Genomic DNA, 14106 nt, shown 5'->3' with positions numbered 1-14106 from the left:
CAACACCGATGCTAGAGCGGCCCTGCATGAGGGTGAGAAGTCTTCGTCATAGTGGCACCTGACACAAGCGCGAGAAGGTCCAACCACCTCTCAAAACTGCACATTGCATTGGTCAGGCCGATAGAACTTTATCAACGCGAGCCGTTTCTACTGGCAGTACCCACACACAACACCCACACACAACACCCACACACGATGGCACGCCATGAGTCCAAGCCCGCCGCCACCCACCCTGATTGACTGCCTGATTGTCGGCGGCGGTCCCGGCGGGCTGACGGCAGCACTTTATCTCGCCCGCTTCCGCCGCAGCTGCCTGGTGGTAGACGCCGGCTCCAGCCGCGCCTCATGGATACCCCGCTCGCATAACTACCCGGGCTTCCCGCCGGGGATCAACGGCAACGAGCTTCTCGCCCGCCTGCGCGACCAGGCCAGCGGTTATGGCGCCAGGCTCGAACAGGGCCGGGTTGAGCACATCGAACCGCATGCCGACGGCTTCAGCGTGCGCTATGGCGATCAGCTCTGTGTCACCCGACGGATCATCCTCGCGACCGGCATCGAAGACACCTTGCCCGACATGCCCGAGGTAGAGCAGGCCATCGCCGAGGGCAAGGTGCGGCTGTGCGCCATCTGCGACGGTTACGAGGTCGACGGCGACAACGTCGCCGTCTATGGCGAAGCGGAAAACGCCATCAGCCATGCCGTGTTTCTGCGCACCTTCAGCGACCGCGTCACCGTGGTGGTCCATGGCGAGCAGGATGCCTGCGATCAGGCCATTGCGCTGGCCGAGCACTACGATATTCGACTGATCAGCGACCGTGTCGAAGCGCTGCAACCCTGCGCGTCCGGCATCGAACTGGTGACCTGTAGCGGTGACACGCATCTGTTCGACATCATCTATCCCAGCCTTGGTGCCCGCTTTCGCTCCGAATTGGCGCTTCAACTCGGGGCGGGCTGCGATGAGTGCGGCGGCATAGAAGTCGATGATCGCCTGCAGACTTCAGTGCGTGGAATCTATGCAATTGGCGATGTCACCCTGGGCCTGAAGCAGATTAGCGTTGCGATCGGCCAGGCCGCACAGGCCGCCACCGCCGTGCACAACAGCCTGGAGTCCAATCCCTGGGGTGGTTCGGCGGCGACCCGCTAACCGCTGCCGCACGGACATTTACACCGCGGCATGCGCGAGGCGGTCTAGGATTAACAGGGCCCTAAGTCAGTCTGGAGCACCGCATGTCCCTCAGCGTCTTCGACCTGTTCAAGATCGGTATCGGACCGTCCAGTTCGCACACCGTCGGGCCGATGCGCGCGGCGTTGCGCTTTGCCGAAGGCCTCAGACGTGACGGCCAGCTGACCGCCTGCGAGCGGGTCAGGGTCGAGCTGTATGGCTCGCTCGGCGCCACAGGAAAAGGCCACGGTAGCGACAAGGCCGTGCTGCTCGGGCTTGAAGGTGATCTGCCCGAAACCGTGGATACGGCGGGCATTTCTCAGCGGCTCGCAGCGATGCGCGAATCCCACGAGTTGCGTCTGCTGGGCGAGAAGACCATTCGGTTCGATCTCAGCAATGACCTGCAATTCATCCGCAAGCCGCTCGCCTTCCACCCCAATGGTATGGTCTTTCGTGCCTTCGACGCCGCGGGACTGCAGCTGCGCAGTCGCGAGTATTACTCGGTCGGTGGCGGGTTCGTGGTCGATGAGCAGACGGCGGGCAGCGATCGCATCGTCGAGGACCGCACGCCGCTGCCCTATCCCTTCCATAGCGCGGCTGAGTTGCTGGCGCTGTGCAGTGAGCACAGCTTGTCCATCAGCCAGCTGATGCTGGCCAACGAAGCGGCCTGGCGGCCGGAGGCCGAGACCCGCGCCGGCTTGCTGCGAATCTGGCAAGTGATGCAGGACTGCGTCAAAGCCGGCTGCCGAACCGAAGGCACGATGCCCGGCGGCCTGAAGGTCCAGCGCCGCGCCGCCGGCCTGTACCGGCAACTCAGCGAGCACCCCGAAGCCAACCTGAGCGACGCGCTGAATGTACTGGACTGGGTCAACCTCTACGCCTTGGCCGTCAACGAGGAAAACGCTGCCGGCGGGCGGGTGGTGACGGCGCCAACCAATGGCGCCGCGGGCATCATCCCCGCGCTCCTGCATTACTACGTGCGCTTCATCCGAGGCGCGAACGAGGACGGTATCGTGCGCTTCCTGCTCACCGCCGCCGCCATCGGAATTCTGTACAAGGAAAACGCCTCTATCTCCGGTGCCGAAGTGGGCTGTCAGGGTGAGGTCGGTGTCGCCTGCTCGATGGGGGCTGGCGCGCTCTGCGAGGTGTTAGGCGGCACCCCGCGCCAGGTTGAAAACGCCGCGGAGATCGGCATGGAACATAACCTCGGGCTAACCTGCGACCCGGTCGGCGGGCTGGTGCAGGTCCCGTGTATCGAGCGCAACGCCATGGGCTCGGTAAAGGCCATCAATGCCGCGCGAATGGCGCTCCGCGGAGACGGCAGTCACTTCATCTCGCTGGACAAGGTCATCCGCACCATGCGCCAGACGGGTGCCGACATGAAAAGCAAATACAAGGAAACCGCCCGGGGCGGGCTGGCGGTCAACATCATCGAATGCTAAGCGCTCCACACCGGGCTCGCGCTGTCGGGCAGGCAGCAATCACCGTTGCAAACCCTTATCATCCATTCGGCAGCACGTCAGCGAACCAGTGAATTCCCGCCTCCGTCTTGCTGTCTTCCTCCTTGCTACCGGAAAGCGCCCAATCTACGCCGAGGATCTATGAGTACCAGCCCTGAGCCGTCCATGCCCAAGAACCTCCCTGTCGCGCGCAGCACGCTGCAGTTTCCTGTGGTCGGGATTGGCGCCTCGGCGGGCGGGCTGAAAGCGCTACTGACATTGTTTGAACACATGCCCAACGATTGCGGCATGGCGTTCGTGGTGATCATGCACCTCTCGCCCAAGCATGAAAGCGCCGCCGACAAGATTCTGCAGAACGTCACTCGGATGCCGGTTCGCCAGGTAACCGAGCCGGTCCTCATCGAGGCGAATCACATTTACGTGATCCCACCGGCGCTGGACCTGTCAATGAACGACGGCTACCTCCGCCTACTGAAGCCCGAGCGGCAGCGCGGCGCGCAAGTGGCCATTGACCTGTTCTTCCGCGCCTTGGCCGATGTGCATCACAGTCACGCGGTCGGCATCGTGCTCTCGGGCAGCGGCTCGGACGGCTCGGTCGGGCTGTCCCGCATCAAGGAACAGGGTGGTGTCACCCTGGCGCAGACGCCGGAAGATGCCGAATACGATTCGATGCCGCGCAGCGCCATCGAGACCGGCATGGTCGACATTGTGCTCCCCGCGGTCGAGATGCCACAGAAGCTGATGGAGCTGTCTAACAACCTGCAAGTGCTGCTGAAGCGCAAGGACCCGATCGCGCCGGCCGGTGATACCGAACAAGCCGGCGATGCCCAGGGCGCGATCGAACAAGCCCAGGCTCACACCCAGTCCAAACCCAACGAGCTTGCCTTACGCGAAATTCTCGCCGCGCTGCGTACGCGCACCGGTCATGACTTCCGTCATTACAAGCAAGCCACAGTGCTACGCCGCATCGAGCGGCGCATGCAGGTCAATGCGCTGCGTGATATGCCCAGCTATGCGAAATTCTTGCAAAGCCAGCCCGAGGAAACCCCGGCGCTGCTGGCCGACATGCTGATCGGTGTGACCAACTTCTTCCGAGATCGCGAAGCGTTCGAAGCACTGGAGCGGGACATCATCCCCTCGCTGTTCGAGCAGAAGCTCAACACAGACGACAAAACCTTGCGCGTCTGGGCGGCGGCCTGCTCAACCGGTGAAGAAGCCTATTCGCTGGGCATGCTGCTCTCCGACCAGGCCGACGTCAGCAATGCGAAAGGCGAAATACAGCTGCAATTGTTCGCCACTGATATCGATGACCGCGCGCTCGAAACCGCTCGCGCTGGCGTCTATCCGCAAGCCATCGTGACGGACGTTCCGCCGTCCCGGCTTCGGCAGCACTTCGTCAAGGAACAAAACCACTACCGCATGCAGAAGGAGCTGCGCGAGCGAATCCTGTTTGCGCGGCATAACATCCTGCGTGATCCGCCATTCTCCCGGCTCGACCTGATTTCCTGCCGCAACCTGATGATCTACCTGGACCGGGACATTCAGATTGAAGTGCTGCGCATGTTTCACTTCGCGCTCAATCCCGGCGGCTATCTGTTCCTTGGCAGTTCTGAAACGGCCGACGCCTGCAGCCAGCTGTTCACCCCGGTGGACAAGAAAAACCGCATTTACCGCGCCAAGGAGGTGTCGTCTTCCCTGCGTCGCGCGCCTGCCGGGCCTTATCAGGGGTTTACGCTCGCTCCCGCCAGCCGCCCGCCCTTTCACGAGCCGTCCAGACGCAACAAAAAATTCTCCTACGCCGACGTGCATCAACGCGCCCTGGAGCAGTACGCACCGCCCAGCGTCATCGTCAATCACGACGCCGACATCGTGCACATGTCTGACCGTGCGGGAAATTTCCTGCGTTACGTGGGTGGCGAGCCTTCACTGAACCTCACCGCACTGGTTCATCCCCAGTTGCGGCTGGAGTTACGCACCGCGCTGTACCAGGCCGCGCATACCGTTAAGAGCGTCGAGGCTCGACGCGTGCAACTGGAGCGTGATGGGCGCAGCTTCTTCGTGAACATGGTGGTGCGGCCGTTCCGCGATAACGAGGCCGGCAGCGACTACATGCTGGTGATCTTCGATGAAGTCGAAGCCTGCATGGACAACCGGACGCTCGAAGACGACGACACGAAAGACAGCGTACTGACCCAGCTTGAAGCGGAGCTACACCAGACCAAAGAGCAGCTGCAGATCACCATGGAGCACTCGGAAACCTCCACCGAGGAGCTGCGTGCGTCGAACGAGGAACTGCAGGCGATCAACGAAGAACTGCGCTCGGCCACCGAGGAGCTGGAGACCAGCAAGGAAGAGCTGCAGTCGATCAATGAAGAGCTGACGACGGTCAACTTCGAACTGAAAGCCAAGGTCGACGAAACCAGCAAGATCAACGACGACCTGCAAAACCTGATTTCATCGACCGACATCGCTACGGTCTTTGTCGACCGCAAGATGCGCATCAAATGGTTCACCCCTCGCGCAAAGGACATCTTCAACGTGATCGGCAACGATGCCGGGCGTTCTCTGCTCGACATTACTCATCGCCTCGATTACCCACGACTCCACCAGGACGCGGCCGAGGCGTTCGAAGCGCTGCGCCTGGTCGAGCGTGAGGTCAAAGACCAAGCGAGCAACCACTGGTACCTGGCGCGCTTTCTGCCCTACCGCACGATCGATGACCGCATCCAGGGCGCCGTGCTGACGTTCATTGACATCACGGACCGGCGCCGGGCTGAAGAACGCTTGCGTGCCGGCGAAGCGCACCTGAGGCTGCTCGCGCAGAGCACCAAGGGTTACGCCATCATCACGCTCGGCTGTGACGGGATGATCACCACCTGGAATTACGGCGCGCAGCTCATCTTCGGGTACACGGAACAGGAAGCGATCGGCCAATCGGTCGACATGCTCTACACCCCCGAAGACCAAAAAGCTGGCGTGCCCGATGCCGAACGCCAGCGCGCCCTTGAGCAAGGCCAGGCCGCTGACGAACGCTGGCACGTTCGCAAGGACGGCACGCGGTGCTTTTTCAGCGGGCTGGTCAACCCGTTGGTGGATGGCAACGGCCAGGTCACAGGGTTTGCCAAGATTGCCCGCGACATGACCGAAGACCGGCTGCGCAGCAGTGATCAGCAGAATGAGCTGGCCTCCATTCAAGCCGCGAACGAGCAGAAGGATCAATTCTTCGCGGTGCTCTCGCACGAGCTCAAGCACCCACTCAACCTCATCCAGCTCAACACCGACCTGATAGGGCGCTCCCAGGCGGCGAAGAACGCGCCGAACCTGCGCAAGGCCACCTTGGCGATCCAGAACGCGGTGCGCAGCCAATCGCGCATCATCGATGACCTGATGGATGTGTCACGCATCCGCACCGGCAAGCTCAAGCTCAACTTCGTCACGCTGCACTACCAGGAGTTGCTCAAGGGCATCGAGGCGGTATTCGGCCCGCTGGCTCAGGGCGAAGGGGTCAGTTTCGAAACCTTCAAGCCGGATCAGGCGGTCTTTGTTCACGCCGACCCGACGCGGCTGGAACAGATCATCTGGAATCTGTTGAACAACGCCTGGAAGTTCACCAAGGGCGGCGAGCGCATCTGCATGCAACTGGAGCGCGACGGCGACCAGGCGCGATTGGATGTTATCGACACGGGCGAAGGCATCTCGGCAGATTTCCTGCCGAAGGTCTTCGACATGTTCGGGCAGGCTGAGATGCAGCATGCCCAGCGCTCGAAACACGGACTGGGTATCGGGCTGGCGCTGGTCAAGCAACTGGTCGAAGCCCACGGTGGGCGTATCGAAGCCTTTTCCGAAGGGCTCGGCCGTGGCGCGCGATTCAGCGTCTGGTTGCCTATGCACCTGCAGACCGAGTTGGAACTCAGCGATAACGCCCATGCCAACGATGCGGGTGGATTGGCCGGTATCAGCATCCTGCTGGTGGATGATTCGCCGGACATTCTCGACACCATGTGCGAGTTGCTGGAAAGCGAAGGCGCGACGGTAACCACCGCCGACGGTGGCGCCCAAGGCATTGAGCAGGCCGAGACGACCCGTTTCGACGTGATCGTGTCCGACATCGGCATGCCGGTGATCGATGGTCACAGAATGATGGGTGAAATACGCCGCGGCACCACCAATGCCGAGACCCCGAGCATTGCTCTGACGGGCTACGGGACGCTGCGTGACGTGGAAAAAGCCAAGGCGGCGGGCTTCACGCTGCACTTGCGCAAGCCAATCGACTTGCAGGCACTGATCGACGCGGTGATGCAGGCCACGCGCTGACGCGCTGTGGCCCTGGTGCGGGTTCCTCACGCCTCGGCGTGATAGCCCGCCGGGCGGCTCCGCAACCAGCGGAGTAAAACGGGACAGCGAGAATCAGGCCTGGCGATTCCGCTCGGCCTGCGTCGCGTCACCTTCTTTGCCGATCCCGTATTCCCGCAGCTTGTTGGCGATCGTCGTGTGCGAGACGCCCAAACGCTTACCCAGCAAGCGGCTGCTGGGATGCCGTTGATACAACTCCTCCAGCACTGCCTTCTCGAAACGCCCGACGATGCCGCCCAGGTCGCCGTCCAATGAGAAGTCGCCCAGCGGTTTGGGCGTACCGTAATCCGGCAGGCGAATGTCCTTGGGCTTGATAACCCCGCTCTCGCACAACGAAACCGCCTGAAACAACGTGTTTTCCAGCTGCCGTACGTTGCCCGGCCAGTGATAGTCCGCCAGGCGTTGCAACGCTTGCGGTGACAGGGCCGGCAGCGAGCAGCCGATCTGCCGGCTGGCCTGGTCAAGAAAGTGCAGCGCTAGCGGCTCCAGCCCATCCAGGCACTCGCGCAGCGGCGGTATGTGCAGCGACAGCACATTGAGCCGGTGATAGAGATCCTGGCGAAACTCGCCCTTGGCGCAGAGTTCGGACAGGTCCAGCTGCGTCGCGCAGATCACCCGCACATCCAGGTAAACCTCGTCGTCACTGCCGACCCGACGAAAGCAGCCGTCCTGCAGGAAGCGCACGAGCTTGGCCTGCAGCCGTGTGCTCATCTCGCCCACACCATCGAGAAATAGCGTGCCGCCCGCGGTCAGCTCGAGCAGGCCGAGCTTGCCCTCCGGTCGAGCGCCTTCGAAAGCGCCGGGGCCGTAGCCGAACAGCTCGGTCTCGGCCATGGACTCCGGCAGGCCGGCGCAATTGAGCGCCATGAACGGCGATTGCCCGCGCGGACTAGACAGGTGACAGGCACGCGCCAGCAACTCCTTGCCCGTGCCGGTCTCGCCCTCGATCAACAGCGGCGCGTCCAGCGGGGCCATCCGCCGTGCCTCGCGGACCACGGCGGCCATCACTTTCGAACTCTGGAAGATGCTGTCGAAACCGCGCAGCTCCTGCTTGCGCACGTTGTAGATGCGCTCACCCACCCGGTCGGCGCGATGCAGCGTCAGCACCGCACCGGCCAGGGCTTCGCTGTCATCGTGCTCCGACTGCAACGGCGCGATGTCGGCGAGAAAGATGTCGCCCTTGATGGTCACGCGCAGGCCGTTGATGCGCGCCTTGTTCGCCCGCACCAGCTCCGGCAGGTCGAAATCTTCGGCGTAGCGGGACAGGCTCATGCCCGGTACTTCATCCACCCGCACGCCGAGCAACTGCGCCGCCGCCCGGTTGGCCGCGACGATTGCACCCGCCATATCAATCGACAGCACGGGAAATTCCAGCGCGCCGAGCAGTGCATTGAGTTCCAGCGAGTGACGCTCGCTGGGCATCAGCCCGACCTTGCGCACCTCGAACACGCCTTGCAACGCCTCGATCTTCGGCCGCAGGGCCTGCAGCTGCAGGTTCATCAGGTTCGGGCAATGCAGGTACACCGCGTTGCCATGCTCGCCTCCCACTTCGCCGCGCGCGACATTGATGCCGTAGTCGACCAGCAGTTCGAGCATGTCACGGAGGATGCCAATACGGTTCTGGCACAGAATCTTGATACGCATGCCGGGTGCCTTGGGCTTGTTGTTATGACCGGCGCCGAACTTTTTGCGGATCGCCGTTGATTTTCGTCAAGATTATTTGACAGTCATGGCGCCGGGCAAGGCGATTTTCATGCAATCAGGTCGCAACGTAATCATTTCGTTACGGATAGCCGAGACGGATTGCCGCGGGGCCGCCGCGCCCGGGTCGCCAGAATGGGCTGAACGCGATCAGATGAGGCATCCATAACAACAAGACTTACGCGGCCATCCCGCTCAGGAGGTCAGATGAAAGCTACGAAATACGTCGCCCGCGAACCCGACGCGAACGGCCACATTCACTACCCGGACGCCGAGCATGCCGTCTGGCAAACGCTGATTGAACGCCAGCTGAAGCTGCTCGACGGCCGCGCGTGCCAGGAATACCTGGACGGAATCGAACAGCTCGCGCTCCCGCACGACCGTATTCCCCAGCTGGGCGAAATCAACCGCGTGCTGGACGCAACCACGGGCTGGCAGGTGGCGCGGGTCCCAGCGCTGATTCCCTTCCAGACCTTTTTCGAACTGCTGGCCAGCAAGCGCTTCCCCGTTGCCACCTTCATCCGCACGCCGGAAGAACTGGACTATCTGCAAGAGCCGGACATCTTCCACGAGATCTTCGGCCACTGCCCGCTGCTGACCAATCCCTGGTTCGCCGAATTCACCCACACCTATGGCCAGCTCGGCCTCAAGGCCAGCAAGGAAGAGCGCGTCTACCTGGCGCGGCTGTACTGGATGACCATCGAGTTCGGTCTGGTGGAAACTTCAGCCGGTCGGCGCATCTATGGCGGCGGCATCCTCTCCTCGCCAAAGGAAACGCTCTACAGCCTGTCCGACGAGCCCGAGCATCAGATCTTCGACGTGGTCGAAGCCATGCGCACGCCCTATCGCATCGACATCCTGCAGCCGGTGTATTTCGTGCTCCCCGAGCTCAAGCGGCTGTTCGAGGTGGCGCATGAAGACATCATGGCCCACGTACGCACCGCCATGCAGCTGGGCCTGCACCAGCCGAAATTTCCGCCAAAAGCGGCGTAGGGTGGAAAACTGCGAAGCATTTCCCACGCGTCGGTGCGGCCGCCACCAATCCCGTAGGGTGGGCTTCAGCCCACCGATGTTGCCTAGGCATTCCTTAGCGGGCTGGACGGTGGGCTGAAGCCCACCCTACGTTGCCCAGGCAATGTGCCGGACCGAACCCGATGCGTGGACAAGCCTCCGGCGTTGTCCACCCTACGTTGCTTAACTCTTATCAACCTCATCACAAGGACCCCACCATGACTGCCCTGACCCAAGCCCACTGTGAAGCCTGCCGCGCCGATGCACCGAAGGTTTCCGATGACGAACTGGCCGAGCTGATCAAGCAGATTCCGGATTGGAACATCGAGACCCGTGACGGCCACATGGAGCTCGAGAAGGTTTTCCTGTTCAAGAACTTCAAGCACGCCCTGGCCTTCACCAACGCCGTAGGCGAGATCGCCGAAGCCGAAGGCCATCACCCGGGCCTGCTGACCGAATGGGGCAAAGTCACCGTCACCTGGTGGAGCCACTCGATCAAGGGCCTGCACCGCAACGACTTCATCATGGCCGCCCGCACCGACGAGGTCGCGAAAACCGCTGAGGGCCGCAAGTGAAGCATTTCAGCGACGTGGCACGGGTCCCCGGTGACCCGATTCTCGGTCTGCTCGATGCCTATCGCGCCGACCCGAATCCGGCCAAGCTCGATCTGGGCGTCGGCGTCTACAAGGATGCGCTGGGCCTGACGCCAATCCCCAAGGCCGTGAAGCTGGCCGAACAGCGGCTGATCGAAAGCGAGAAAACCAAAAGCTACATCGGGGGCCACGGTGATCCGCTGTTCGGCGAGCAGTTGCTCAAGCTTGTCCTGGGTGAAGGCTCGCCGGCACTGGTCGAGAACCGCGCCGGCTGTACCCAGACACCCGGTGGCACCGGCGCGCTGCGTCTAGTGGGTGACTTCATTGCCAAGTGCCTGCCGGGCCGCAGCCTTTGGCTCAGCGACCCGACCTGGCCGATCCACGAGACGCTGTTCGCCGCGGCGCGGTTGAAGGTCGAGCACTACCCCTACGTGAATGCACACAACCGACTGGACGTACCGGCCATGCTCGCCGCGCTGGAGCAGATCCCCAGCGGTGACGTGGTGCTGCTGCACGCCTGCTGTCACAACCCCACGGGCTATGACCTGTCCCGGGACGACTGGCGTCAGGTGCTGGAAATCGTGCGTCGCCGCGAGCTGCTGCCGCTGTTCGACTTTGCCTATCAAGGCTTTGGCGATGGGCTGGATGAAGACGCCTGGGCGGTGCGGCTGTTCGTCGAAGCGCTGCCGGAGGTGCTGATCACCAGCTCCTGCTCGAAGAACTTCGGCCTCTACCGCGAGCGCACCGGTGCGTTGATCGCCGTCACGGCAGACGGCGAATCGCTGATCAACGTGCGCAGCCAGTTTGCCTCTGTGGCACGCAACCTCTGGTCGACACCGCCGTCCCACGGCGCCGCCGTGGTGGCGACGATTCTCGCCAACGATGAACTGCGCCAGCTCTGGCAGCAGGAAGTCGCCGCCAAGCGCGAACGCATCGCCGGCTTGCGCAAAGGCTTGGTAGACGCGCTCGCACCGCACGGGTTAGCCGAGCGTTTCGCCCACATCGCCAGGCAGCGCGGCATGTTCTCCTACACCGGCCTGACCGCTGAACAGGTGCTGCGCCTGCGCCGCGAGGATGCGGTCTATGTAGTAGAAAGCGGACGCGCCAACATTGCCGGGCTGGATGCCGAGCGGCTCGATCAACTGGCGGCGGCTATTGCTCGCGTCGTGGATTGAATAGCAGGCAAAACAGACGCGGGGATGATCCGACGGGTCTGAACGACTGGGCAGCCGCTGGGGCTGCCCCGGTCAGAAAGCCAAGCAGCGCCGAGTCCCTGAGCTGAATGGCGTGCCCCGCAGAAGCGCGCGCTAGACGAACGTCCTGAGCGTTTCCCAGCGTAATCGTTTTACGATTGAACAGTCTCAAAGCTTCCGAAACCCGCATCAGCGCAATGAACCATAGCTATTTGCCATCATCGTGGTGCTTCTGACCTACTATTGGGATAGCGCGCTCAGCTAAACATGACCAACCGGTCCGGTGACGAGCGGAGCTATAGGGTCGGCCAGAGCGGCCGCTACCTTCCAGCACAGGTTTTGATACGAGCGCCGCCATGATCCAAAGCAATACAGCCGGTAACCCTGCCCCAAGTGAATACGCCTGCCACGCCGCCAGCGAACATGGCGCCTGCCCAAGCTGCGCCAGCGGCGAGCGCCTGGGCTTTCGCTTCAGTTATGCCTACCAACCGATCGTCGACATTGCCAAGCGCGAGATCTTCGCCCACGAAGCCCTGATCCGCGGCGTCAATGGCGAACCGGCACCCAGCGTGCTGTCGCAGGTAACGGAGGACAATCGCTTCCGTTTCGATCAGGCCTGCCGGGTCAAGGCGATCAAGACAGCCGCCAAGCTGGACATGCGGACCAAGCTGTCGATCAATTTCCTGCCCAATGCCATTTACCGTCCCGAGCTGTGCATCCGCTCGACGCTCGAAGCAGCTCGCGCCCACAATTTCCCCGTCGAGCGGATCATCTTCGAAACCGTCGAAGGCGAGCGCATCAGCGATGCCAAGTGGCTGACCGAAGTCTTCCGCGAGTACCAGCGCATCGGCTTCCTCACCGCGATAGACGATTTCGGTGCGGGCTATGCCGGGCTTAACCTGCTGGCTGATTTCCAGCCAGACATCATCAAGCTGGACATGGGCCTGATCCGCGGGATCGACCAGAGTCGCGCCCGCCAGGCCATCGTCCGGGGCACCGTAGGCATCTGCGCTGAACTGGGGATCAAGGTGATCGCCGAAGGCGTGGAAACCGCCGACGAGTGCAGCGCCCTGCAGGATTTGGGCATCAGCCTGCTGCAGGGCTATCTGTTCAGCAAACCGCTGTTCGAAACATGCAGCCAGACCGAGTCCCTGATCTGGCCGGGCTGAGGGACTTCAGCGGGTCTTCAGCAGCTTGAGCAATTCACGCGCGGCTTCTTCCGATGATGCGGGGTTCTGGCCTGTCACCAGCAGGCCATCGACCAGCACGTAGGAGGACCAGTCCGGCCCCTTGCTGTAGTCGCCGCCGATTTCCTTGAGCTTGTCTTCGAGCAGGAAGGGGACGACCTCGGTGAGTTCGACGCCTTCCTCTTCGGTGTTGGTAAAGCCGGTCACGCGCTTGCCCTTGACCAGATACTCGCCATCCACCCCGCGCACCTGAACCAACGCCGCCGGTGCGTGGCAGACCGCGCCCACCGGCTTTCTTGCCTTGATGAAGGACTCGATCAGCGCGATGGAGGTCGCGTTGCCGGTCAGGTCCCACAGCGGGCCATGGCCACCGGGATAGAACACCGTGTCGAAGTCTTCCGCCGAGATATCGTCCAGCTTGTGCGTGTTGGCGAGGAGGGCCTTCGCCTCAGCATCATTCTTGAATCGCTGGGTCAGCTCCGTCTGGGCGTCCGGCGCATCACTTTTCGGGTCCAGCGGGGGCTGTCCGCCTTTCGGCGAGGCCAAGACGATCTCGGCGCCGGCGTCCTTGAAAACGTAATAAGGCGCGGCGAACTCTTCGAGCCAGAAGCCGGTGGGTTTGCCGGTGTCGCCAAGCTTGTCGTGGGACGTGAGCACGATGAGAACTTTCATGGGGTCTCCTTTGGACGGGGCCCGAATGCGGGCCATGGTTCATCTCGACCATGGGGGTGGGGAATGGGTCAATTGCATTGACCGCATCCATAGCCGTGACGCCGATGCCTTGCCGCTTTTCGCTTTTCGCTTTTCGCTTTTCGCTTTTCGCTTTTCGCTTTTCGCTTTTCGCTTCTCGCTTCTCGCTTCTCGCTTCTCGCTGCTCCGAGGGTCGCTGCGCAAGGGGCGATTCGGTGACGCCTGTTGGGCCTTGCAACGACGCGTTTGTAGAGGCCCTCTGTAGGGTGGGTAACGCGAAGCTTACCCACCGATTTTTGTCGGCAACGTTCGATACGCCTGCAGCGTTGATGCGGTGGAAAATGCTTCGCAGTTTTCCACCCTACGAAGCCTGAGTCGTCTGGAAGTTTTGGAACAGAGAGCAACAAAAGCGCCTTCATCATTTGCTGACGAACAGAGCATCAGACAACACCGAACGCCCCTTTCAGGAGGTCGAATGGAATCCGCGCGGAGGGGAGCGAGCGGCATGGATGCCGCGAGAGGCGTAAAGGGCCATGGATGGCCCTTTACGCCGGCCCCGGAGCGTGGATGTAATGAGAGAAGTCGAGCGCAGCGAGACCCGGATGCAGGGGCAAGACTTTTTGGTTACTTTTTCGGCGTTTGGAAAAAGTGACTCGCCCTGCAGGGCGAAACCAATGCCTCGGCCAACACCGCGAGAAGCCCAACCTCAAGAGCTTCATAAACAACGCTCCTACCCTATTGCCCACAAAAAAGGGC

At 62.1% G+C, this 14106-nt stretch carries 9 protein-coding genes; 7 read left to right on the top strand and 2 right to left on the bottom strand.

What is annotated here, in order from left to right:
• Positions 1–205 precede the first annotated feature (205 nt).
• The 3 genes from K4O48_RS03975 to K4O48_RS03965 all read left to right on the top strand — a co-directional run bounded on the left by K4O48_RS03975 (position 206) and on the right by K4O48_RS03965 (position 6936).
• Positions 206–1144, top strand: a complete 939-nt coding sequence (locus K4O48_RS03975) for an NAD(P)/FAD-dependent oxidoreductase (RefSeq protein WP_222910787.1) — start codon at positions 206–208, stop codon at positions 1142–1144.
• Between the two features lie 83 nt (positions 1145–1227).
• A complete protein-coding gene (locus K4O48_RS03970; RefSeq protein ID WP_222910786.1) occupies positions 1228–2604 on the top strand; it encodes an L-serine ammonia-lyase in 1377 nt (458 codons plus the stop codon).
• 159 nt (positions 2605–2763) lie between these two features.
• The gene (locus K4O48_RS03965; protein WP_222910785.1) at positions 2764–6936 is read left to right on the top strand and encodes a CheR family methyltransferase; all 4173 of its coding nucleotides are present in this window, start codon (positions 2764–2766) and stop codon (positions 6934–6936) included.
• Between the two features lie 93 nt (positions 6937–7029).
• On the opposite strand, the gene K4O48_RS03960 is transcribed toward K4O48_RS03965, so the two are convergent.
• Positions 7030–8619: a sigma-54-dependent transcriptional regulator gene (locus tag K4O48_RS03960; protein WP_222910784.1), complete on the bottom strand. Its 1590-nt coding sequence runs from the start codon at positions 8617–8619 to the stop codon at positions 7030–7032.
• 264 nt (positions 8620–8883) lie between these two features.
• On the opposite strand from K4O48_RS03960, the gene phhA reads away from it, so the two are divergent.
• The 4 genes from phhA (at position 8884) to K4O48_RS03940 (ending at position 12642) form a co-directional block, all read left to right on the top strand.
• Positions 8884–9669 carry a phenylalanine 4-monooxygenase gene (gene phhA / locus K4O48_RS03955; RefSeq protein WP_222910783.1) on the top strand — a complete coding sequence of 262 codons (786 nt, stop codon included), beginning with the start codon at positions 8884–8886 and terminating at the stop codon, positions 9667–9669.
• A 236-nt stretch (positions 9670–9905) separates the two neighbouring features.
• The gene (locus tag K4O48_RS03950; protein WP_021207507.1) at positions 9906–10262 is read left to right on the top strand and encodes a 4a-hydroxytetrahydrobiopterin dehydratase; all 357 of its coding nucleotides are present in this window, start codon (positions 9906–9908) and stop codon (positions 10260–10262) included.
• The gene (locus K4O48_RS03945) at positions 10259–11455 is read left to right on the top strand and encodes an amino acid aminotransferase (protein WP_222910782.1); all 1197 of its coding nucleotides are present in this window, start codon (positions 10259–10261) and stop codon (positions 11453–11455) included. Before K4O48_RS03950 ends, K4O48_RS03945 begins: the two co-directional genes overlap by 4 nt.
• 374 nt (positions 11456–11829) lie before the next feature.
• Positions 11830–12642, top strand: a complete 813-nt coding sequence (locus K4O48_RS03940) for an EAL domain-containing protein (RefSeq protein ID WP_222910781.1) — start codon at positions 11830–11832, stop codon at positions 12640–12642.
• Between the two features lie 6 nt (positions 12643–12648).
• On the opposite strand, the gene K4O48_RS03935 is transcribed toward K4O48_RS03940, so the two are convergent.
• Positions 12649–13332 carry a type 1 glutamine amidotransferase domain-containing protein gene (locus K4O48_RS03935; protein WP_222910780.1) on the bottom strand — a complete coding sequence of 228 codons (684 nt, stop codon included), beginning with the start codon at positions 13330–13332 and terminating at the stop codon, positions 12649–12651.
• Positions 13333–14106 lie beyond the last annotated feature (774 nt).

It is taken from the genome of Pseudomonas sp. DNDY-54 (assembly GCF_019880365.1).
GTDB lineage: Bacteria > Pseudomonadota > Gammaproteobacteria > Pseudomonadales > Pseudomonadaceae > Stutzerimonas > Stutzerimonas stutzeri_P.
Note: the sequence above shows the minus strand (reverse complement) of the source record. Positions and strands in the feature narration are given on the sequence as shown.

Excerpts from the sequence above, each read along its gene's own strand:
- K4O48_RS03965 (WP_222910785.1), top strand. The coding sequence starts at position 2,764 with ATGAGTACCAGCCCTGAGCCGTCCATGCCCAAGAACCTCCCTGTCGCG.
- K4O48_RS03975 (WP_222910787.1), top strand. The coding sequence starts at position 206 with ATGAGTCCAAGCCCGCCGCCACCCACCCTGATTGACTGCCTGATTGTC.
- K4O48_RS03950 (WP_021207507.1), top strand. The coding sequence starts at position 9,906 with ATGACTGCCCTGACCCAAGCCCACTGTGAAGCCTGCCGCGCCGATGCA.
- K4O48_RS03960 (WP_222910784.1), bottom strand. The coding sequence starts at position 8,619 with ATGCGTATCAAGATTCTGTGCCAGAACCGTATTGGCATCCTCCGTGAC.
- K4O48_RS03970 (WP_222910786.1), top strand. The coding sequence starts at position 1,228 with ATGTCCCTCAGCGTCTTCGACCTGTTCAAGATCGGTATCGGACCGTCC.
- phhA (WP_222910783.1), top strand. The coding sequence starts at position 8,884 with ATGAAAGCTACGAAATACGTCGCCCGCGAACCCGACGCGAACGGCCAC.
- K4O48_RS03940 (WP_222910781.1), top strand. The coding sequence starts at position 11,830 with ATGATCCAAAGCAATACAGCCGGTAACCCTGCCCCAAGTGAATACGCC.
- K4O48_RS03935 (WP_222910780.1), bottom strand. The coding sequence starts at position 13,332 with ATGAAAGTTCTCATCGTGCTCACGTCCCACGACAAGCTTGGCGACACC.